Annotated in this window: 26 protein-coding genes; 10 read left to right on the top strand and 16 right to left on the bottom strand. The window is 46.2% G+C overall.

Going from position 1 to position 20,226, the window contains the following annotated elements:
• Window positions 1-10: 10 nt before the first annotated feature.
• From atpH to J0L70_RS07310, 7 genes are all read right to left on the bottom strand, one after another.
• Window positions 11-568: an ATP synthase F1 subunit delta gene (gene atpH, locus J0L70_RS07340; protein ID WP_287453819.1), complete on the bottom strand. Its 558-nt coding sequence runs from the start codon at window positions 566-568 to the stop codon at window positions 11-13.
• Window positions 569-571: 3 nt separating this feature from the next.
• Window positions 572-1,123: a F0F1 ATP synthase subunit B gene (locus J0L70_RS07335; protein ID WP_268181556.1), complete on the bottom strand. Its 552-nt coding sequence runs from the start codon at window positions 1,121-1,123 to the stop codon at window positions 572-574.
• Between the two features lie 86 nt (window positions 1,124-1,209).
• On the bottom strand, window positions 1,210-1,632 hold the full coding sequence (locus tag J0L70_RS07330) for a F0F1 ATP synthase subunit B' (protein ID WP_017289642.1): 423 nt from the start codon (window positions 1,630-1,632) through the stop codon (window positions 1,210-1,212).
• Window positions 1,633-1,712: 80 nt separating this feature from the next.
• Window positions 1,713-1,958: an ATP synthase F0 subunit C gene (gene atpE, locus J0L70_RS07325; protein ID WP_017289641.1), complete on the bottom strand. Its 246-nt coding sequence runs from the start codon at window positions 1,956-1,958 to the stop codon at window positions 1,713-1,715.
• A 53-nt stretch (window positions 1,959-2,011) separates the two neighbouring features.
• Window positions 2,012-2,761 (bottom strand): F0F1 ATP synthase subunit A, encoded by a 750-nt coding sequence (atpB, locus tag J0L70_RS07320; protein WP_017289640.1) that lies wholly within the window; start codon window positions 2,759-2,761, stop codon window positions 2,012-2,014.
• 63 nt (window positions 2,762-2,824) lie between these two features.
• On the bottom strand, window positions 2,825-3,235 hold the full coding sequence (locus J0L70_RS07315) for an ATP synthase subunit I (protein ID WP_017289639.1): 411 nt from the start codon (window positions 3,233-3,235) through the stop codon (window positions 2,825-2,827).
• Window positions 3,236-3,546: 311 nt separating this feature from the next.
• Window positions 3,547-4,728, bottom strand: a complete 1,182-nt coding sequence (locus tag J0L70_RS07310; RefSeq protein WP_190650500.1) for a class I SAM-dependent methyltransferase — start codon at window positions 4,726-4,728, stop codon at window positions 3,547-3,549.
• A 135-nt stretch (window positions 4,729-4,863) separates the two neighbouring features.
• Between J0L70_RS07310 and J0L70_RS07305 the strand changes: the two genes are divergently transcribed.
• Window positions 4,864-5,187: a phasin family protein gene (locus tag J0L70_RS07305; RefSeq protein ID WP_017289637.1), complete on the top strand. Its 324-nt coding sequence runs from the start codon at window positions 4,864-4,866 to the stop codon at window positions 5,185-5,187.
• 43 nt (window positions 5,188-5,230) lie between these two features.
• The gene (locus J0L70_RS07300; RefSeq protein WP_017289636.1) at window positions 5,231-5,764 is read left to right on the top strand and encodes an FKBP-type peptidyl-prolyl cis-trans isomerase; all 534 of its coding nucleotides are present in this window, start codon (window positions 5,231-5,233) and stop codon (window positions 5,762-5,764) included.
• 142 nt (window positions 5,765-5,906) lie between these two features.
• Here the strand turns inward: J0L70_RS07300 and J0L70_RS07295 are convergent, their stop codons facing one another.
• A complete protein-coding gene (locus J0L70_RS07295; RefSeq protein WP_026148812.1) occupies window positions 5,907-6,689 on the bottom strand; it encodes an RNA polymerase sigma factor SigF in 783 nt (260 codons plus the stop codon).
• 314 nt (window positions 6,690-7,003) lie between these two features.
• Here J0L70_RS07295 and J0L70_RS07290 point away from each other — a divergent pair, with 314 nt between their 5' ends.
• The gene (locus J0L70_RS07290; protein ID WP_017289634.1) at window positions 7,004-7,459 is read left to right on the top strand and encodes a hypothetical protein; all 456 of its coding nucleotides are present in this window, start codon (window positions 7,004-7,006) and stop codon (window positions 7,457-7,459) included.
• Window positions 7,460-7,559: 100 nt separating this feature from the next.
• Window positions 7,560-9,299 carry a hypothetical protein gene (locus J0L70_RS07285; RefSeq protein ID WP_287453802.1) on the top strand — a complete coding sequence of 580 codons (1,740 nt, stop codon included), beginning with the start codon at window positions 7,560-7,562 and terminating at the stop codon, window positions 9,297-9,299.
• Between the two features lie 176 nt (window positions 9,300-9,475).
• Here J0L70_RS07285 and J0L70_RS07280 read toward each other — a convergent pair whose 3' ends face one another.
• From J0L70_RS07280 to J0L70_RS07255, 6 genes are all read right to left on the bottom strand, one after another.
• Window positions 9,476-9,688, bottom strand: a complete 213-nt coding sequence (locus J0L70_RS07280) for a hypothetical protein (protein WP_287453801.1) — start codon at window positions 9,686-9,688, stop codon at window positions 9,476-9,478.
• Between the two features lie 13 nt (window positions 9,689-9,701).
• The gene (locus J0L70_RS07275) at window positions 9,702-10,148 is read right to left on the bottom strand and encodes a nucleotidyltransferase domain-containing protein (RefSeq protein WP_190650506.1); all 447 of its coding nucleotides are present in this window, start codon (window positions 10,146-10,148) and stop codon (window positions 9,702-9,704) included.
• Window positions 10,102-10,302 carry a hypothetical protein gene (locus J0L70_RS07270; protein ID WP_197693430.1) on the bottom strand — a complete coding sequence of 67 codons (201 nt, stop codon included), beginning with the start codon at window positions 10,300-10,302 and terminating at the stop codon, window positions 10,102-10,104. Before J0L70_RS07270 ends, J0L70_RS07275 begins: the two co-directional genes overlap by 47 nt.
• A 113-nt stretch (window positions 10,303-10,415) precedes the next feature.
• Window positions 10,416-12,320, bottom strand: a complete 1,905-nt coding sequence (gene dnaK, locus J0L70_RS07265; protein ID WP_190650508.1) for a molecular chaperone DnaK — start codon at window positions 12,318-12,320, stop codon at window positions 10,416-10,418.
• Between the two features lie 313 nt (window positions 12,321-12,633).
• Window positions 12,634-13,092 carry an Hsp20/alpha crystallin family protein gene (locus tag J0L70_RS07260; protein ID WP_287453800.1) on the bottom strand — a complete coding sequence of 153 codons (459 nt, stop codon included), beginning with the start codon at window positions 13,090-13,092 and terminating at the stop codon, window positions 12,634-12,636.
• 160 nt (window positions 13,093-13,252) lie between these two features.
• Window positions 13,253-14,533, bottom strand: coding sequence for a D-alanyl-D-alanine carboxypeptidase (locus J0L70_RS07255; protein WP_287453799.1), 1,281 nt, complete (start codon window positions 14,531-14,533; stop codon window positions 13,253-13,255).
• A 46-nt stretch (window positions 14,534-14,579) separates the two neighbouring features.
• Between J0L70_RS07255 and J0L70_RS07250 the strand changes: the two genes are divergently transcribed.
• The gene (locus J0L70_RS07250; protein ID WP_287453798.1) at window positions 14,580-15,227 is read left to right on the top strand and encodes a cofactor assembly of complex C subunit B; all 648 of its coding nucleotides are present in this window, start codon (window positions 14,580-14,582) and stop codon (window positions 15,225-15,227) included.
• 7 nt (window positions 15,228-15,234) lie between these two features.
• Here the strand turns inward: J0L70_RS07250 and J0L70_RS07245 are convergent, their stop codons facing one another.
• Window positions 15,235-16,356, bottom strand: coding sequence for a cysteine desulfurase family protein (locus tag J0L70_RS07245; RefSeq protein ID WP_287453797.1), 1,122 nt, complete (start codon window positions 16,354-16,356; stop codon window positions 15,235-15,237).
• Window positions 16,357-16,374: 18 nt separating this feature from the next.
• Between J0L70_RS07245 and J0L70_RS07240 the strand changes: the two genes are divergently transcribed.
• Genes J0L70_RS07240 through J0L70_RS07230 form a run of 3 tightly spaced genes read left to right on the top strand, consistent with a single transcriptional unit; the run spans window position 16,375 to window position 17,693 of the window.
• Window positions 16,375-16,686: a hypothetical protein gene (locus tag J0L70_RS07240; RefSeq protein WP_287453796.1), complete on the top strand. Its 312-nt coding sequence runs from the start codon at window positions 16,375-16,377 to the stop codon at window positions 16,684-16,686.
• 6 nt (window positions 16,687-16,692) lie between these two features.
• Window positions 16,693-17,103: a hypothetical protein gene (locus J0L70_RS07235; protein ID WP_287453795.1), complete on the top strand. Its 411-nt coding sequence runs from the start codon at window positions 16,693-16,695 to the stop codon at window positions 17,101-17,103.
• Window positions 17,100-17,693, top strand: coding sequence for a Uma2 family endonuclease (locus J0L70_RS07230; protein ID WP_287453794.1), 594 nt, complete (start codon window positions 17,100-17,102; stop codon window positions 17,691-17,693). Before J0L70_RS07235 ends, J0L70_RS07230 begins: the two co-directional genes overlap by 4 nt.
• Window position 17,694: 1 nt before the next feature.
• Here the strand turns inward: J0L70_RS07230 and J0L70_RS07225 are convergent, their stop codons facing one another.
• On the bottom strand, window positions 17,695-18,990 hold the full coding sequence (locus J0L70_RS07225; RefSeq protein ID WP_287453793.1) for a TIR domain-containing protein: 1,296 nt from the start codon (window positions 18,988-18,990) through the stop codon (window positions 17,695-17,697).
• A 180-nt stretch (window positions 18,991-19,170) separates the two neighbouring features.
• Here J0L70_RS07225 and folK point away from each other — a divergent pair, with 180 nt between their 5' ends.
• Both folK and J0L70_RS07215 read left to right on the top strand, forming a co-directional pair.
• A complete protein-coding gene (gene folK / locus J0L70_RS07220; protein WP_287453792.1) occupies window positions 19,171-19,641 on the top strand; it encodes a 2-amino-4-hydroxy-6-hydroxymethyldihydropteridine diphosphokinase in 471 nt (156 codons plus the stop codon).
• A 30-nt stretch (window positions 19,642-19,671) separates the two neighbouring features.
• A complete protein-coding gene (locus J0L70_RS07215; protein ID WP_017289617.1) occupies window positions 19,672-20,226 on the top strand; it encodes an NUDIX hydrolase in 555 nt (184 codons plus the stop codon).

Raw genomic sequence — 20,226 nt, 5'->3', positions numbered from 1 at the left:
AGGGGGAAGTCTAAGTCGCACTGGTTAGACGTAGCGTAATCCGACGCAGTTGACCGCGTAGACTTGCATCAATGACCTGCGAACCAACTTTGATGATCACGCCACCAATAAGTTCAGGATCAATTTTTGTTTCGATGTCAACCGAGTTCGCATTCGTCATCGCAATGACTTTGCTACGAATCGCATTTTTCTGATCGTCGCTCAGTTCAACCGTCGAAGTCACTTCTGCCAAAACGGCTTGCTTCAATTTCCGCAAGAGTTTCTGGTATTGCTGACAGATGCCTTCGAGGAACATGACTCGTCGTCGATCGACCAGTAACATCAAGAAATTCCGCGTAAACGGATGAATCGCATCACCAAAGACTTGATCCAGCACGGCTTTTTTCACATCAGCTTTCGCCAAAGGACTCGCTACCAAGGTTTTCAGATCTGCTGACGCATTCAGCGTGTCGAGAATGTTTGCCATATCTTCGCCGAAGCGATCGACTAAATCATTCGACTGTCCCAAAGACATCAAAGCCTGAGCGTAAGGTTCTAAAACCTCAGAGGTCAAAATATTTTCTGCCATTGATTAACCCTCGCTCAATAACGCAATACTGCGATCGACTAATCTCTGCTGCGAATCATCGTTCAACCGATTTGGCAAGTCGCCAGATGCGCGCTCCAGTGCCATTGCTGCCACTCGTTGACGCAATTCGTTCATGATGCGCTCTTGCTCTGAAGAAATATCCGCTGCAGCCGTTTCCCGCATCCGAACAATGTCGTGTTCAGCCTTTGCAAGAATTTCATCTGCCGATTTCTTCGCCGCAACTTCAGCATCGGATCGAATCTTTGCTGCTTCTTGTTGAGCTTGAGCCAATTTCTGTTGCTGCTCTGCCAATGCTGACGCAGCAGTCTTTTTCCGGCTTTCTGCTTCAGAGATTGCTTGCTCGATCGCGGCACGCCGTTCGCCCAGTGCTTTACTGAGAAAACCGCGTCCAAAATATACCACTATCGCAATAACGATGCTGAGGTTAATCAGGTTGGTTTCGAGGATATCGAAGTTTAATCCGAAACCGCCCCCCTCTGCTTCTGCCAAAATCGGATGAATCACTCCGCTGGCAAGTCGCAAATACATTTCCATGACACTTTTCCAAAACTGCGCGTTGTCTATCCCAAACCGGACGGGGAATTGTTCTCATCGGGAGCCTTGATCAACCAGCAGCCTCGTTAAATTCCAACTAATAATTTGTCTAGAATTTCACGACTTAAGGCTTCCACTTGCTGCTCTAGCGTTTGCATCGCAGCCGCTTTTTGCTGGTCTAACTCTTTCTGAGTTTGTTCCCGCTGTTGTTGTGCTTCTTGCTGTGCCGCTGCAATTTTCTGTGCCGCGATTTGGTTTGCGTCAGCTTGAGCTTTTGCGATCGCGCTTTGATAAGCCCGACGCGATTCAGCGAGTTCAGTTTCGTACTGTTTCGCTAATGCTTCTGCTTTTGCCAACCGCTCCTTCGCATCAGCTTCAGTGCCGCGAATAAAATCATTACGATCTTCAACAACCTTGGTCAAAGGCTTGAAGAACACAATGTTCAACACTGCAACCAACAGTAAAAATTGCACCGCCATCAACGGCAGCGTTGCATCAAAATCAAACATTGTAGGAAGTAAGAGCTAGAAGGACACACTCAAAACTCGGAACACAGAATCGATCTGAATTCCGAGTTTTGAACTCGAACTTATGCAAATGGGTTCGCGAACAAGAGAACCAACGCGATTACCAGACCGTAGATGGTCAGAGATTCCATAAACGCGAGGGTCAACAGCAACGTACCGCGAATTTTGCCTTCTGCTTCAGGCTGACGTGCAATTCCTGCAACAGCTTCTCCAGAAGCATTACCTTGACCAATACCAGGTCCAATTGCAGCAAGACCGATCGCGAGTGCAGCAGCGATTACAGAAGCAGCAGCAACGGTAGGATTCATAGTGATTTTCCTTCGATTGAATACGGTGAACAGATTCGGACAAGAAAATGCGGCTAATCGTGATGTTCGTCGCCGTGACCTTCAAGTGCTTCGTGAATGTAAGCACCTGCCAGAGTCGCAAACACCAAAGCCTGAATTGCACTGGTAAATAGACCCAGCAGCATCACAGGAAGTGGGACGAACAGCGGCACTAGAAGCACCAATACACCGACCACCAATTCATCCGCCAAGATGTTACCAAAAAGTCGGAAGCTGAGTGAAAGCGGCTTCGTGAAGTCTTCTAGAATCGCGATGGGCAGAAGAACCGGAGTAGGTTGAACGTACTTCGCAAAGTAGCCCAATCCTTTCTTACTGAAGCCTGCGTAAAAATATGCCAGCGACACCAAGAGTGCTAAAGCAACTGTGGTGTTGATGTCATTCGTGGGGGCAGCGAGTTCGCCTTCTGGTAGCTTAATCAGCTTCCAGGGAACGAGTGCGCCCGACCAGTTAGAGACAAAGATGAACAGAAACAGAGTGCCAATAAACGGAACCCAAGGACGGTACTCTTTCTCGCCTAGCTGGTTTTTTGCCAACTCACGCACAAACTCCAGCGCGTACTCCATCAGGTTCTGAATGCCTTTTGGAACGCGTTGAGCGTTACGGGTTGCGAGCAATGAAGCTCCAACCAATAGCCCGATGACGATCCAAGAGACAATAAATACCTGCCCATGAATCTTCAGATTGCCAATTTGCCAGTAGAGGTGATGACCCACTTCTAAGCTGGCGATCGGTAAAACGTTGGGAGCGTCGAGGAAATTAAGCATTTCAGTTCAGGCGGCTTTCCCCAGATTCAAGGAGCAATATTTTTTTCACGAATTTCTATTAAGTTAGGTCTGAGTTTGTTCAGGCTTAAACAGAATCCGCAAGGTATGGACGAGTAGGGTTCCTTTATACGTTAAAAAGCCTAGAAATACAGGCAGCACATGAAGATCTTTCACTTGAGTAACGAGAACCATTACCCCAATAAAAACAGCTAAATGTGTTTTGCTGATTTTTTGCTTTTCCGTACCGAGTCGCTCTACATTTCGCGCCAATAACTTTAAGTAAACCACACCTGTACACGCTCCAATTAAATAATTCAGAGCAGTGTTGAGCGAATAGAAATACCAGACAGGGAAGAATATTAGCCCAGTCAAGATCACGGTTACGATTAGCAACTCATTTTGGAGTCGATAAAAGTCATCCATGGACTGACTTGACTCTGGTTTTTCTGTACCAGTTTGGATCGTTTCTTCCATAGCAGGCGCGGCTCCAAAGTTAGATTCACATTGTCATGATAACGATCGAATATCATTGATGTCCGAGCGATCCCCAACAATCTGAACCAGAAGCAATCATATCATGTGGAGGTAATAATACTTAATGACTTTTGACACGGGGATTTTGTCAATTGCCGATCAAAGAATTTCTACTCTGAGGGTTGTCAAAAGCGCCTGAGTGATGCTGTGAGAACGGACATCAGCCGAGAAAATCGCATTCCGGTTGAAGGGATTCATGACCGCTTGCTTGAATCGGCAGCCATGAATTCCTTCACAAACGGCAACAAATCCTACGGAGTCAGTAAGATAAGCTGCTGTTCTTGCAGCGATCGCACTTTATCGATCGAAATCGAAACCGTCGAGAGAATCTCTTGCACCGATTGTGTCTGATTACCATCGCAAGCCTTCAAAAATTCAAACTCATCTTCAGCCAGATTGATGATTTGGTAATCGTAATTAAACAAACAGCGGCTCTCCCATCCGTCCATACAAGGACTTCGTTCAGGAATTGCCTGTAAAAGGGCTTCATCCGAACTCCAATCTGATTTTGGTAATTCCCCTCGACTCAAGAAGAATTCGTAATGAGTCACCGACTCTGGATCAAGGAGTTCAATTAAGCGATATCTTTCTTGATCGCTCAATTTATCCGCCCGTTCCAGCAAGTCCGGCTGATTGAACAGTCGCGATGCCTCCCACTGACGCGGATTTGAGAAGCCTAAAAAATTCAATCCAGACGCATCAATCAACTCAAACAGCGTGTGAATGTTGTAATCGACTTCACGCGGATGGACGTACATGTCGGCAAAACACTCATCGCGCGTATTCTCCATCGACCAGCGCTCTTGTTCTCGGCGCACCAGACGATTGTTTGGAGGCAAGGACGCAAAAATCTGCCGCCCGATCGCTACGCCTTCGCGATAGTCGGATCGATCCGATTGCAAAAGCTTAATCGCTTCTTGCATCAGTTGAATTTCATATCGTCCCAATTCTGAATACACAAAAATGTGCATTAATCCACCCGGCGCAAGTTTGGTTGCCAAGGATTGAATCCCTCGGTTTGGATCGGGTAAATGGTGCAATACGCCCACGCAATTAATTAAATCGAACTGACCGGAAAGTTGATTGGCATCGTAGAGACTGAGGTGATGAAACTCAACACGATCGGCTCCCGATCTCTGACAGCGCTCTCGCGCAACGGTTAACGCCCCTGCACTCAAATCAATTCCTGTCACCTGAGCGTGAGGATTCAAATGCACAAGATATTCTGTGCCAACGCCTGTTCCACATCCCGCATCTAAAATCCGGACATCTTGGCGTTTCGGTTTCTGTCCGGTACAAAAACTATACGCAGCCAGCCAATTCCAGCGCCAGTTGTAGCCGGGTGGTGGCTCATCTAATAAAGGCTCTGGTGGAAAAGGGTAGGTGTTATAAAGTGCGGCAACTGCTGCACTAATGGTTTGAGAATCTGACATAAAATTCGCGAAAATCACAGCAAGCGTGTATTTCTAGTGTCGCACTGGATGGACGCAGACGGGAAACCGTCCTGTTGCGGATTAACAAGGATTTGCCAGAATGAATGCAGTCACGATCGACGAACGACTAAAAATATGGATAACAACAATTGGATCACGCAACTGCTGATGCTCGGTGTGGGCACAACGTCTTTGGTCGCTGAAAAACTCAAAGAAGTTGGGGATCAGTGGGTGAAAGAGGGCAAACTCAATCCCGATCAGGCAAAAGGCTTCGTCGATGATCTGATGAATCAACTGAAAACCGAGCAGGGCGGATTTGAAGCCCAGTTTCAGCGGCAGCTTCGCAACATGCTGATGGATTTGGGTGTGCCTCGCCAGAACGAAATGGATGAATTGCGCGGCAGACTCGATCGCTTAGAGCGACAGGTGCGAGATTTAGAAAATAAGCTCTGGAAATGAGAATCAGTGTGAAAATTGAAAAGCACATTCAAGAAAACTGATCATGAGAGAGATTTTGATCAGCTTCGGCGTCATGGTGGCTTGTATTGCGGTGCTGGTCGTGGCACAGATTACGGGAGGTTCTCGTGATAGCGCGATCGCTGCTGAAATGCCTAAGACCGAAGCTGCTCCTGTAGTTCAAGTAGCACAAGCTGCTGATTTAAAACCGATGACAACTCCGAATCCTGCTGAATCGAAAGAACCGACCGAAACTGCGTCTGGTCTGAAATATGTTGATGTGGTTGAAGGAACAGGCGAGACTCCTGAAGTGGGTCAACTCGTGACGGTTCATTACACGGGAACGTTAAAAGACGGCACGAAGTTTGATAGTTCTCGCGATCGCGGTCAGCCTTTCAAATTCAAAATTGGCGTAGGGCAGGTGATCAAAGGCTGGGATGAAGGCGTTGGCTCAATGAAAGTGGGCGGTCGTCGCACTTTAGAAATTCCACCCGATTTGGGGTATGGAAGTCGAGGCATTGGCCCGATTCCACCAAATTCGACGCTATTTTTTGATGTGGAATTGCTCAAGGTTGGCTAGATTTTTTAATTGAGCGATCGTCTAAGCTCTCTGATTTATTGAAAATCAGAGAGCTTACTTTTATTGAAATCTTGCAAAACAAGAAACGCCGGATTGATTCAATCCGGCGACTCGATAGATGAAAAATTTGGCTGTCAATTACTTAGGGATCGCTCTGCATCACTTGAGGATGCAGCAATCCGACCATTTGTTGAATTCCGCGATGAATCCGGCGAGTCACCGTCATCGGGCTAACTCCAATCTGTTCTGCGACTTCTTTACGCGATAAATCATGTAAGAACACATATTCGATCGCTTGGCGGGTCTTATCTTCAAGCTGATTTAAGGCGCGTTGTAATTGCTGGCGGTCTTCTTCGAGCACTTGGAGGGCTTGATATCTGACATCGGGTAAGGTGTCGCCCAATGTCATCGGAGAATCTAACTGCTGACACACGGTTGCGTCTAAACTCAGCGGTAATCGGTTCTTTGCAGCCAGTTTGCTCTCGCGCCATTCGTTCACCGACACTTTTAATACATCTGCAATCTCTTCGTCACTGGGTTGCCGTCCGAAGGCTTCCATTAATTGTTCGCGGACTCGTTGCCCTTCTTTATTCAATTGCTGCCAGCGACGGGGAATTTTGACGGTTCCAGCGCGATCGCGTAAGAAGTGAAGCATTTCGCCTCGAATATACGGTACGGCGAACGAACTGAACGCGCATCCTTGATTGGGATTAAACCGTTCGATCGCTCGAATCAGCCCTAAATATCCAATCTGTTCGAGGTCTTCATAGGGTTCTGCACATTGATGACTCACCCGATGAGCGATTTTCCGCACTAAACCTGCATTCATCTGCACCAACTGGTTTCGCAGTCTTACCGAGGGGTTTTGGTGATACGAAACTAACAGTTCCATTCCACGGGAGCGTAAAGAAGATTGAGTTGCCATCATCTACCACAAGGTCAAAGTTCACATCAGCGTTGAGCTTATTTTCTGTATAGAAATGGTTTCAAGCCATCGTCGATATACGGTACTGATCGAGTTTCTTCTGGTATGAATTCGGCAGAAACACGCAAGATCTCAATCCTTTGTATAGAGGGCATTTCGACCAATTTAGGGCTGTGATCTGTGTCATATTTCGGATGTGATTGTACTCATCCAAAAGTGTGATTTATATCTCTTCTTTTAGATGAGGAAATACATTTTTAATAACTTTATTTTGAATGTCATAACTCGGCTGAAACATAGCAGGAATAACAATTATGGCAACCCAAAAAGACAAAAAATCACAAAAAGAAATGGATTCTTCTAAGTTAGAAAAAGAGCAAAATTCGGCTCAACAAACAAGCGGAGGATCAGATCTCGATAATGCTCCCGATGTCGAATCTTTGACAGAGATTCTACACGGAGATCCTACGGAGATCGAATCCAATGAAGCGATCGATTCGATCGATGAATGGGTGGATTTTCTCAAAGGTCACAAGGAGGACAATATCAAAGAGTTGTCTGCATCTTTGAAGGAACTGAAAAAACTCTTGAGGGGCAAAAAGTCTGATGGAAGTGAAATTGCGGAGGTGCTAGAGACGCTTGGCGAGCAAACGAATGCGATCGGAGATGAAGCGGCTCGCGGTGTGAAAGGGCCTCTGCACACCTTGGGCAAGGCGTTAATTACGTTCAGCCACAAGATCGAACGCACGGCTGCAAAAGATGAGGAATAGTCTGCTGATAAACGCTCTGAAGTCTGTCTAAAACTTGCGAGCAGCGAGATTGGACGAATGTAAGTTCAATCTCGCTGCCTCGTTTGTAAGATTTTCTAGCGTGGGTAATCTAGACGAGCGATCGTTAACGAGTATTTCACGCTATATGGATCATCGTAAGCTTCAGAATCAGCACTTTACTGCTCTCAAGGAGAAGTATCAAGTTGAGCACAACCAATCTGCTGAACCGGACATTTTTCTATATTTCATTCTTAGGAAAGCTGAGTTAGGGATTCAGATTACAGAGATAGAGTTTCAATGGCTCATTGAGAATCGCTTCACTAAAACCGCTGGCATCATTGATTTGCAGCAATACAAAACCGAAGAGCTACAAAGACTAGAAGCTGAACTTTTGCGGCTCCGAGTTCGCTATTGTATTCCAGAAGATGCAGAGCTTACGATCGCAAATCCCATCAGTTCACTGCTTTGGAAAGTAGAATCCGGAGGTGTCATTTCAGCTTCGGAGTTAGAACTTCTCAATCATGATGCTCTTGTAGATACAAAGAAAGTGATTCAGGAAGTTTTGCAGTTTTCGCAACTCAAAGTGACCTACAAAGCGGCAAAACATCTTGATCGTCTCCCAGAGGAGCCTCTCTTCTCAATTCTGAAAAAACTGGATGTTCGTGAACAGTTAACTGATGCTGAAGCAGATTGGCTTTTAGCTCATGATTTCTATGAAACATTAGACATTTATTGGCAGCAGGAAAACGAGAGAAAAGCTGAACGCGAGTTTTCAGTGCTTAAGGCAAAATACCAAGTTGAGGCGCATCCGGATACTTCTATTTCTAGTCCGCTCTATACCATTCTCAAGAAGTTGGACGCAGAAGAGGCGCTAGTCAATCGGGAATGCAAATGGCTAAGCAAGCAAAATCTGAACACGCTCGTCACTCTTGCACAGCATCATAAAGATAAAATTCTTTTTGCATCACTGAAATCGAAGTATCAAGCAACTCAGTGCGAGAGTTCAGAGCCTACTAATCCTTTGTTCCTGATTTTGAAACGTCTTGAGGCACTCAATTCAGAAACCTCTATGCGGAACTGGGATTCCCAAGTTATTGCAGGAGACATTCAATGGCTATCAGATCAAGGATTGGCTGGAACAGCACAGATACTGATACAGACGCATTTCAGGATGTTAAAAACAAAATATCGAATTTTCGGAGCATTAGCGATCGAGCCATTCTACGAAATCATGCTCAGATTGGAGCGAGGAGAACGACTTGACCCAAAACAAGTTGTGCAACTTATTGAAGAAGGTCGTCTTTCTCGAACTGGCAACATTGCGATCGCTCACTATCGATTAGAAGCTATTTTCTATGAGAAAGAATACCGACGTACTGGAAATCGATGGAATCTAGCAAGTGCAAGTAGTAATTGGCGCAAAGCAGGTAAACCTGAAAAAGCGTTACAGGTGACAGAGACTCTGAATTGGGACAAAGTAAAAGAACTAGACTTGAAAGCAGCTTTGCTCGTTACAAGAGGAGCAGCTTTCCGCGATTTGGAACAGCTAGATGAGGCAGAACAGTGTGCAACAAAAGCTATGGAATACCAACCGGAGAGTCATCAGCCTTTCACCTTAATGGGCGCTTTGTCCTACGATCGAGGTAACTATACTCAGGGCGATGATTGGTTTGAAATGGCAGTAGAGCGTGGAGCGACTGATACAGACAATGAAATTGAAAAAATTGTCAGGATGACGAAACAGAAGGAAAAACGCCGAGAAGTTGTCGAGTATCTTCTCAATAAAGATCCAGACCGCTACAAATGGGCGAAGGTCTATCTTAAACCAGAGTCACTTTAGGAGCGACGAGCACGAAGCTACGTTATACATTCAGAGATTTGACAGGCTTAGATGTTGCTAACTGAACATATTTTTTAGATGCTTAAAAAAGCTGGTAGTCTCCTATGAGTGGAGCTACCAGCTTCATTTCTCAATCAACTAGAGAACTTACTTCGACTCGGTGAAGTCAGCATCGATTACATCATCGCCACCAGGGGTCGAACCACCGCCAGCACTTGCACCTGGATCAGCGCCAGGAGCTTCGCCGCCTGCTTGCTGATAGAGGTTTTGGCTAATGCCGTATAAGGACTGTTGCAGGTCGGTCTGGAGAGACTTGATTCTATCGAAGTCTTCAGCCGCGATGCCCTAGTAAGAATTTTCTGAAGGCTTGCCTGATTCGTAGAAATCATAAATGTTCTTCAATCAGTCTCCACTTTCAAGCTTTTCCAAATCAGCTAAATCCTGTAACCGTCCTGATGCTTTCTTATTCCGCTTCAGATTCTCCAAGTCGATAAAATTGACCATGACTCCATCAACTTCGATTTCAGACCTTGTACGAAAACAAGTCGCAAAATCCACACCATCTGGCGTTGTAATCATATCAATCCGATTGGGTGGATATCCGAGTTGAATCACTTGATCCGAAGTTAGAAAATCTTCAACGGTTAAATTCAGGGAACCAAAACCGAACTGTTGCAATGCCTGCATGATATTAGTTGCATTCTCCTGGGTCATCTCAATCCAGACATCCAAATCCTTTGTGTAGCGAGGATGCCCGTAAATTGCAACTGCATAGCCGCCGACAACTAGATATCGAACCTGATTATCGTTTAATGATTGTATAAACTCTCTGAAGTCTTGGTTCAGCATCACCGTATTTCCAGAGATGGTACTCTCGACGAATCTCTTCTAATGCATTGATTCTCGCCTGAAAAGATTGAGTTTGCCAATAAGCAATATCTTGGTTTGGCGCTCTCATGCTTGTCTTTACAACTGGCATTGATCGACGAGGAGAATCTTGCATAAGCTTATGTCAATGTTATCTGCATTATACAAGAGGTCTAGCTCAAGCTATAAAAAAGCCGGTAGCTCCAGCAAAGGGAACTACCAGCCTCATTTCTCAATCAACTAGAGAACTTACTTCGACTCGGTGAAGTCAGCATCAATGACATCATCGCCACCAGAGGTCGAACCACCGCCACCTGCGCTTGCACCTGGATCAGCGCCAGGAGCTTCGCCGCCTGCTTGCTGATAGAGGTTTTGGCTAATGCCGTACAAGGACTGTTGCAGGTCGGTCTGGAGAGACTTAATTCTGTCGAAGTCTTCAGCCGCGATCGCATCTCTGAGATCCTTGACCAATCCTTCAACTTTAGTCTTATCATCGGCAGGGACTTTATCGCCTAGCTCGCTGATTTGCTTCTCAGCTTGGTATGCCAAGGAATCTGCTTGGTTCTTGAGATCAATCCGCTCACGACGTTCTTTATCGGTCGAAGCATTTTGCTCAGCATCGCGTACCATCCGTTCAACATCATCTTTCGGTAAGGTTGAAGCTCCGGTAATGCTGATCGATTGTTCTTTACCTGTGCCCTTGTCTTTCGCAGAGACAGTCAAGATACCGTTCGCATCAATGTCGAAGGTGACTTCGATTTGAGGAACGCCACGGGGAGCAGGAGGAATTCCATCCAGACGGAAGGTTCCAAGGCTCTTGTTGTCGTTCGACATTTCGCGCTCACCTTGCAGCACATGGATTTCTACATTGCTTTGTCCATCGACTGCAGTTGAGAATACTTCCGATTTCTTGGTCGGAATCGTGGTGTTGCGAGGAATGATCTTGGTCATCACACCGCCCAAGGTTTCAACACCCAAGGACAACGGCGATACGTCGAGCAAGAGAATGTCTTTAACTTCACCTGCCAAGACACCTGCTTGAATTGCTGCACCAATTGCAACCACTTCATCTGGGTTCACAGTTTGGTTCGGATCTTTGCCCAAGACGCGTTTTACAACTTCCTGGACTGCGGGAATCCGGGTCGAACCTCCGACGAGAACGACTTCATCGATCTTGCTCTTGTCAAGCTTCGAGTCGCGGAGTGCAGTTTCAACCGGGATGCGGCAGCGATCGATGAGATCCGCACACAATTCCTCAAACTTCGCACGAGTCAACGTGGTATCGAGGTGCTTCGGTCCATCTTGAGTTGCAGTGATAAACGGGAGGTTAATATCCGCTTGAGTCACGCTCGACAGTTCGATTTTTGCTTTCTCAGCCGCTTCAGTCAAACGCTGAAGTGCTTGCTTATCTTTGCGGAGGTCAATGCCTTCTGCACGGGCAAAACCATCAGCTAAGAAATCTACGATCTTTTTATCGAAGTCGTCTCCACCTAAGTGAGTGTCTCCAGAAGTTGCGAGTACTTCAAATACACCGTCGCCCACTTCGAGGATCGATACGTCAAACGTACCACCACCTAAGTCAAACACGAGGATTGTTTCGTTGCTCTTCTTGTCAAGACCGTATGCGAGAGATGCAGCAGTCGGCTCGTTAATAATTCGGAGCACTTCTAGACCTGCAATTTTCCCTGCGTCTTTGGTTGCCTGTCGCTGAGAGTCGTTAAAGTAAGCGGGAACTGTGATCACCGCTTGGGTCACATCTTCGCCGAGGTACTTACTTGCGTCTTCTTTCAGCTTCCGGAGGACTTGAGCAGAGATTTCTTCCGGTGCAAATTGCTTGCCTTGGGCGGTGCAATCGAGTTTAACGTTTCCGCCAACGTTCAGGACTTTGTAAGCAACTTCTGTTGCTTCATGGGTCACTTCGTCAAATCTGCGACCGATAAACCGTTTGACCGAGTAGAACGTATTCTCTGGGTTCATGACGGCTTGGCGCTTGGCAATTTGACCAACTAAGCGATCGCCATTTTTTGCGTAACCGACGACTGAGGGGGTCGTGCGAAATCCTTCCGCGTTTGCGATTACAGTGGGTTTACCACCTTCCATCACAGCGACACACGAGTTTGTCGTTCCTAAGTCAATTCCAACAACTTTTGCCATATGGGTGCTTCGGCTCCATCACTTAATCAATGCGGTTCGGGGTAGGGGACTGGCGCAAGTGCCAGAATTTATATCGGGGCGGCGGGACTCAAACGGGTAATTTTCAGTTCAGTGCCACCAAAGCATTCCATCCCCTACCTAATATACTGTTCGGGTTCTGGCGTTCCATGAAGGGGTATTTACCGTACCTACCGAACCATTTCGGGGACGGTTGAGGGGTGGGAGAGTGGGGAGTGGGGGAGTGGGGGGAGTCGAAATTGTGCTTCTTGTCCCCTAGTTCTCTAATCTTCCTAGTGCTCTTCCACGGTTACATTTAGGAATTCCACACGTCTGCGGTTTCTTCAGCTTGCGCTTCTGATTCGACGAGGTTGAGTTTGATGATCGTGGGTTTCACCGCTTGTAGACGAGGTAGGGTGAGGGTCAAGATACCGTCTTTCAATTCAGCCTTGGCTTGATCGTTTTGCACAGCAGCAGGGAGCGAAATCACGCGGCGGAATTTGCCATAGCGGAATTCAGAACGGAGTCCTTTGGCTTCTGTCGCTTCTAATTTGTGCTCGCCTGAGATCGAAACGGTATCTTGTCCGATTTGGACATCAACGTCTTTGGCAGCGATGCCTGGGAGTTGAGCGCGAAGAATGAATTCGGCTTCTGTCGCGGTGAATTCGATCGCAGGTGACCAAGTTGTTTCGCGAGTCGGCATCAGTTCGCTGAAGAGTTGATTAAACTGACGACGTGCCATTTCCATTTCTTGCAAACGAGTAGAAGTCATCATGGCGGTTACCTTGTTTAGAGAGAGTAGCGTTCTGTGTTTCGATGTTTCTAATTTAGGAGGAATCAAGGTTAGGCGCATTGGGGCAAACCGGAAGCCAAAGGTTGGGGTTGCCGCCACGGATAAAATTCACAGGTACGGTGAACCGTCGAAGCGGTTGGGTTTACCCTCGCTGAACGACCTCAATGCGTTGTGTTGATGGCGTTTTCTTTAACCACGGACTCGGCTGAACCACAGTTGCATCGATGTTTGCACCCCATACTTTCTGCAAAGCTTGCAAGAGTAAATCTTGTTGATATCGCAGTTCCAGAATGTCAGTGCCGCGATTGATCACCGCGAAATAGATCAAACCGCGATCGCGAGTTGGTAACACTCCTGCTAGAGCGCTCACTTCTCTGAGAGTTCCGGTTTTAATGACGGCGTGTTCTGGCACTGAGCGATCTTCTAGGGTTCCGTTACGATCAACACCGGAAGCCGGGAAGAAATCAGCGATCGACAAGTTTAATGGATACAGAGTACGATCAAGGGCTGCAAACATGGCACAAGCTGCATGAGGAGAGATGCGATTTTCAACTCCGAGTCCAGACCCATTTGCTAGCAAGAGTTCATTGGGTGAAACGTTTGCGGCTGAAGATGCTTTTTCAATCACAGTCTTCACGCCTCCTAAGTTATCTGCTAGCATCTGCGCCATCTCATTTTGGCTATGAACATTGAGATGTTTGAGCACATGCACTAAAGGTAGCGATCGATGTTTTAACAATGTCGTCTGCTGGCTAGCTGATCCAGTCCTGACTTTTCCTTTGATTTCAATGGTTGGACGTTTTCCTGAAACTTCCCCAAATTCATCACGAATGTCAGAATCCCACGTTTTTGAGTTGAGTGCTTGTTTGAGCAGTTCACCGGACTGCAGAGTGCTCTCTCGAAAGTTGAGCATAAAGCTACCTGTGATCACTAAATCTCCTGTCACACGAGTAATTCCAAGCTGATTTAAGGCATTGCCAAGCGCGATCGCATCTTCCCAGACAAACAGAGGATCACCACCACCTTGAATGACTAAATCCCCCTGTAACACTCCGTTTTCAATAGCTCCAGTTGTACCGATCAGCGTCTCAAATTGGTGATCGACTCCCCAAGTCTGTAAGGCTGCCAGCGAAGTTGCAACTTTGGTCAGAGAAGCTGCTGGCACAGGAGTTGTACCTTGATTGCTAAGCAGCAGATTCGCGCCAGATTGCAGCCAAATTCCTTGCTCATTCGCCTTTAATCCTTGGCTGTTGAGGAATTTCAGATAATCTTTGACCACTTTTTCTGCATCTGGATCGCTCGCCTGCCAGAATGGAGTCTGAACCGTGACGCGATCGAGCATTTCGCTCGGATCAAATGAGGTGGGTAATCCCGCCATTTTCAGCCACCCTGACAGTAATCCTGCACTCAACAGATCCAGCAAATCACATCCTCCTGTACGGTTAAAGAATATTGCTCAACTAAGTCCTATGGCAAAGTCTGATCCGAATCGAATTTTACGCCTTTTACCGATCGCAGTTGGCGTTTTGGGTGGAAGTTTGTTGTTTACCAATCGAATTCTCACCCCTGCTCTCACTGATTCTCAAGCGCGATCGGATGCCTTGGGTGTGATTTTGAGCGCGATTCTGATTTTGACGGGCTTAATCTGGCAGCAAATCCAGCCTCGTACACCTGATAGTGTCGAATTAATCGGTGAAGAAGGGTTTGATCTCGATCCAGACTTACCGGAAGCTGTAAAGACTGAGTTAGCATGGGCTTCTCATATTCTGCTGACGAATACGGTAACGCGATCGCTGATTGTTTTCTATCGTGGCAAAGTGCTGCTGCGTCGTGGCATTCTTAGCCCTGTGAAAGAGGTAAAACCGGGCGCAATCTTAGCGCGAGTTCTCGAGAAGCAAAAACCGATTTATCTCGTCGCACTCAATGTTTATCCTGGCAAGATTGAGTTTGACTATCTGCCCGAAAATACGCAGGGTGTGATTTGTCAGCCCATCGGTAAAGAAGGCGTTTTGATTTTAGGAGCGAATGCACCTCGAAGCTTTACCAAGCAGGATGAAAATTGGGTGAGTGCGATCGCGGAAAAACTCGATTACAGCCTGAGTCAATTATCAACTTGAAAGCGTGCTAGCTTCGTAACGCTTTGACCGTTTGCAAAACACATTGTGCCGCTTGATCAATGTCTGCCTCTGTGTTGAATCTGCCAATGCCAAATCGGATCGAAGCAAAAGCTAATTCATCAGGAACACCGATCGCGGTTAAAACATGAGAAGGTGCAATTTTTGCAGAGGTACAAGCAGAGCCGGATGAAACCGCGATCGTCGATTGCACACCGAGGAGAAGGGCTTGCCCATCGACATTCTCAATGCTGATATTTAGGTTTCCGGGGAGGCGTTGAGTGGGGTGTCCGTTGAGATGGATGCCTTCAATGTTCAACTGCTGCCATAAGCGATCGCGCAGGACTCGAATTTTTCCTTCTGGTTCAGCAAGCTCGATCGCTTTGCCAAGTCCAACAATTTGAGGTGTGTAAAGTGTTCCCGATCTCATTCCTCGCTCATGTCCGCCTCCATGTAACTGGGCAGAGAGTTGAACTCGTGGATTTTTCCGCCGAACATACAAAGCTCCAATGCCTTTGGGCGCATAGAGCTTGTGCCCTGTAATCGACATGAGATCAATGTTTTTCACAGTCAGGGGAATTTTACCAATGGCTTGTGCTGCATCGGTGTGAAATAGGACATTGCGACTGTGACAAAGTTCGCCAATCTGATCAATCGGTTGAATGACTCCGATCTCATTATTTGCAGCCATGATTGAGACGAGAATTGTATCTTCTCGTATGGCTTTTTCGAGTTCTTCTAGATTGATCAAGCCAAAGCGATCGACTCCTAAGTAAGTCACTTCAAATCCAAGCGATTCTAAATACCGGCAAGGATCTAATACTGCATTGTGCTCAGTTTGAACCGTGATGATATGTCGTCCTTGGCTAAAGTAAGCTTCTGCAACACCTTTAATCGCTAAATTATTTGCCTCAGTTGCACCGCTAGTAAAAATAATTTCTTCTGGAGTTGCGCCTATCTTATCGGCGATGATTTCTCGTGCTTGTTTGACAGCGGCTTCTGCTTCCCATCCGTACGCATGAGTCACACTCGCAGGATTGCCGTAATGCTCAGTGAAGTAGGGAAGCATTGCGGCTAAAACGCGGTCGTCTACTCGTGTGGTTGAATGATTATCGAGATAAATGGGACGCATGAGCGAATGAGGGGGTAAATGGTAAATCCGCTTGATCCGTATGAACAACTTTTATTTGCAACTTACACAGAAGCGGAGGCTTTAGAGATTGAAGCACTCCTAGCAGATTGGGATCAGGCGACTTATGAGACTCTTGCTCATAGTATCGTTGACCACGCTGAACGACATGGATATTCTGGCAATTATTTGCGCTATCTCCGCAAGGCTAAGAATTTCAACAAGAAGAGCGCGAAACAGAAGACTTTAGCGGATGGCGCAATAAGATGGAACAAAGGATTTGAATTTTTGATTGAGCGGTCAGGGAAAATCATCTCATATGGAGAGAATTAACGAATTATGAGTGAGCAACTTCTATCTCGTTCGTCTGACCTTGAACTCGTTCACATTCGCAAACGGATTGAACAACTCAACATAGATTACCAAGCGCTCAAATCCGAGCGGCATCAACTCGCAGAATGGGAAGAAGATCAAACCTTCAGTATCCTGGGCGAAATTGAAATGTTCACAACTCAAATTCAAGGCTATGCTCATCAGATTTTGAGCCAAAAAATACGATCGTCGATCGAGGAAACGATTCAACATCTCAAAGCAATCAAACTGTTTGAGATTGATTATTTTTCAGATTGGTATTTCGCTGAAAACAATGACTACGCGCAACTCAAACGCTATGTAGAAGCGCAAGATTATCTAAGATTACTGTTGCTAGAATATCTCAACCAAACTCAATTACATCCAGTCGTGCAATGAATGTGCCAACGCTAAAACGGTTCACGATCGAGGAATATCACCGCTTAATCAAGTTGGGATTTTTCCAGGAAGACGATCGTATTGAATTGATTTGGGGGCAGTTAATTCACAAGATACAGAAAAGCACTGCGCACTCAGCGTGTAATACTCGTCTGACTCGGCAATTGATAGATCTGTTAGAAGATCAAGCAACGATACAAAATCAATCTCCAATCACTTTAGCGAACAATAGTGAACCAGAACCTGATCTTGCAATTGTTCAGAATCGCCCGGATGATTATCTTTCAGGACATCCTAGACCGGAAGATATTTTACTCGTAATTGAAATTTCAGATTTGTCTCTCACCTACGATCAAGAGACGAAATTAGAAATGTATGCGGAGGACAATATTCAAAATTATTGGATTTTCAATCTTCTCGATCGCGTCTTAGAAATGTATAGCGAACCGTATCGTAAGTCAGACTCAGAATTTGGTTATCGATTGAAGCGGATTGCTTTACCGAACGAGAGGGTAAAGTTGCCTCAGTTTTCGGAATTGGATTTAGATTTGTCGAGCTTATTCCCCCTACAGCAGAACTTTGATCGCTAAGTTAAAGATGAATGATGCGAGACATTAAGGCTCCGAGGGCTAAACCGATTGCAGAACTAAAACTCAGAATCAAAATTGCGTGAATTTTACGAAATGACGAATTGAGAAGCTCGATTAAAGCCCAAGACCAAGCTCCACACACGGGAGAAACCCAAGCGGAAGCTACAGATATTAAATCGGAGGGATTTATCTTTCCACCATTTCTTATCGTGAAAATGATTGTGGAAGTACAAATCGCAATTCCAACTACAGTCCAAACGCGAGCCATTACTACTGCAACTGCTTCACCGCCTCTCGAAGCCACAAAAATAGTCCAAGTCCAAACCACAATGGCTGCAAAAGCTCCCATAACCCAACTGAGAGACTGCACCTGATTAGAAGATATTGCCAATGCAAATTTAAATAGACTACAGCACAAAACAACAAGACATAACAATTTCCAAGGTAGCCCTGTAGGTCGAGAAGTTTGTACTACAGTCTGGAGGTTCCGATTCTGAAGCGATTCTGGTCTAGCCTGGTGTTTTTCCTCTCGCATCTGTTCCAATCTTCGCTGCTCTTCCTGCTGTTTTAACCGCTCTCTTTCTGCTTGCCGTTGGCGCTCTTGTTCTTCCCAAATCTGTTGTATTCTCCGTTGGTCTTGCTGTTGTCGTTCCTGTTCTATTTGTTCCAATTTTTGTTGGTGTTCTTGTCTCAATTGCTCAACTGTTCGGCGAATTCCCCGCGCCACGCTGAGAAACGCATCATCACGGTTCCCCCACTTGGTTATAGGCAGAGCATCTTCAGGTAAAGCTTGTAATTTCCCAAATGGCGTATCCTCCCAATCGCTAGGGCGCAGAATCACCGGAATGACGTAGGCTTCTTTACGGTCGTGCCGCTCCAAAGCTGGCATCAATTCTTTGTAATAACAATAATCAGAGGCGATAAAATCATCGCTGATTAATAGCAATATGATTCGTGATGCGTTCAATTGCTTCTTGATTTCTTTTTCCCATTCTGAACCTGCGACAATCTGTCCATCATGCCAATCCTCAATCCAGCCTCGACTTTTCAGGCTTTTCAGGCGTGTAATCAATTCGGCACACAACTCTTGATCTCGTCGTGCATACGAGACGAAAATCTTGATCGGTTCCAAAGTGCGATCGAGCACAGGCAGAAATGGACACTTTACAGTTCTAGGATAAATCTTAATCTGATGGAGTCTAAAATTGCACGATCGCTCACCATGCTTTGAACCTCGCGCATCAAGATCAGAGCAGCGCGATCGCTCTTCCAACATTCGCCCGCCATTCTCAAACATTCACGCTCGAATCTCAGAGCATCTCATGTGAACCTTTAGAACATCTCGCGTGAATCAATTTGCATCGCGCTCGATCGTTCAAACATCTCTCATGATGATCAAACTCTCGTCGTTCAAGTCGGTTCAATGTGCGTCGATTCCGTTGACTATAATTGATAGCCCAACCACAAACCTCATCTGATGAAATACGCGATCGCACTTGGCAGTAACTTAGGAGATTCTCAAGCCATTCTAGAATCTGCGCTCAGTCGGTTAGAAACTGTGATTGCGCGATCGTCTTGGTATCAAACCAAAGCCGTCACCTTACCCAATAGCCCACCTCAGCCTGACTATCTCAACGGCTGCGCCATTCTCGAAACTTCATTAGAACCCCTTGACCTCTTGGCGAAACTTCAGCAAATTGAAGCGGAGTTTGGACGAATTCGACACCAAAAATGGGATGCGCGCACGCTTGACTTGGACATTTTGCTGTTTGATGATGTAGTATTCCAAACCAAGACGCTCTGCATTCCACATCCTCGGATGAGCGATCGCGCTTTTGTGCTGGTGCCATTAGCCGAGATCGCCCCCGATTGGAGACATCCGCAATTGAATCGTTCGATCGCTGAACTGGTTCAACTCGTCGATGCCTCTGGTGTCAGAAAGCTCTGAGCTTCGATTCACCTTCACCCTGTTAGAGTCATGTCTCTGGGATCAGAACCTCCTCAACTCCTCAAGCAACGCCTTTTGTACAAAGGGCGGAAGTTTAACTTTGAAGTCAATCATCTGCGGCTGCCAAATCGGGCAGAGGGCGATTGGGAATGTATTCGGCATCCCGGCGGTGCTTTAGTGATTCCAGTTACGCCAGATGGAAAGTTGGTGCTGGTAAAACAATATCGATTTGCCGTGCAGCGTCGATTGTATGAGTTTCCAGCGGGGACAGTCGAGAAAGGAGAAGATCCGCTCGAAACTGTGCAGCGTGAGATTCAGGAAGAGACAGGATATACCTCAGAGAATTGGAAGAAGTTGGGAGAGTTTTTCTTAGCGCCGGGCTATTCGGATGAGGTGATTTATGCGTTTCTCGCAACAGATGTGACGATCGTGGATCAACCTCCTCCTCAAGATGACGATGAGGATATTGAAACTGTGTTAATGTCTGCGCAAGAGGTAGAAGCGGCAATCCATGCTGGAGATCTTGCAGATTCTAAGTCGATTTCTAGCTTCTTTTTAGCCCGATCTTTGTTGTCCGATTCCTAA

It is taken from the genome of Leptolyngbya sp. UWPOB_LEPTO1, from assembly GCF_017302695.1.
GTDB lineage: Bacteria > Cyanobacteriota > Cyanobacteriia > Leptolyngbyales > Leptolyngbyaceae > Leptolyngbya > Leptolyngbya boryana.
Note: the sequence above shows the minus strand (reverse complement) of the source record. Positions and strands in the feature narration are given on the sequence as shown.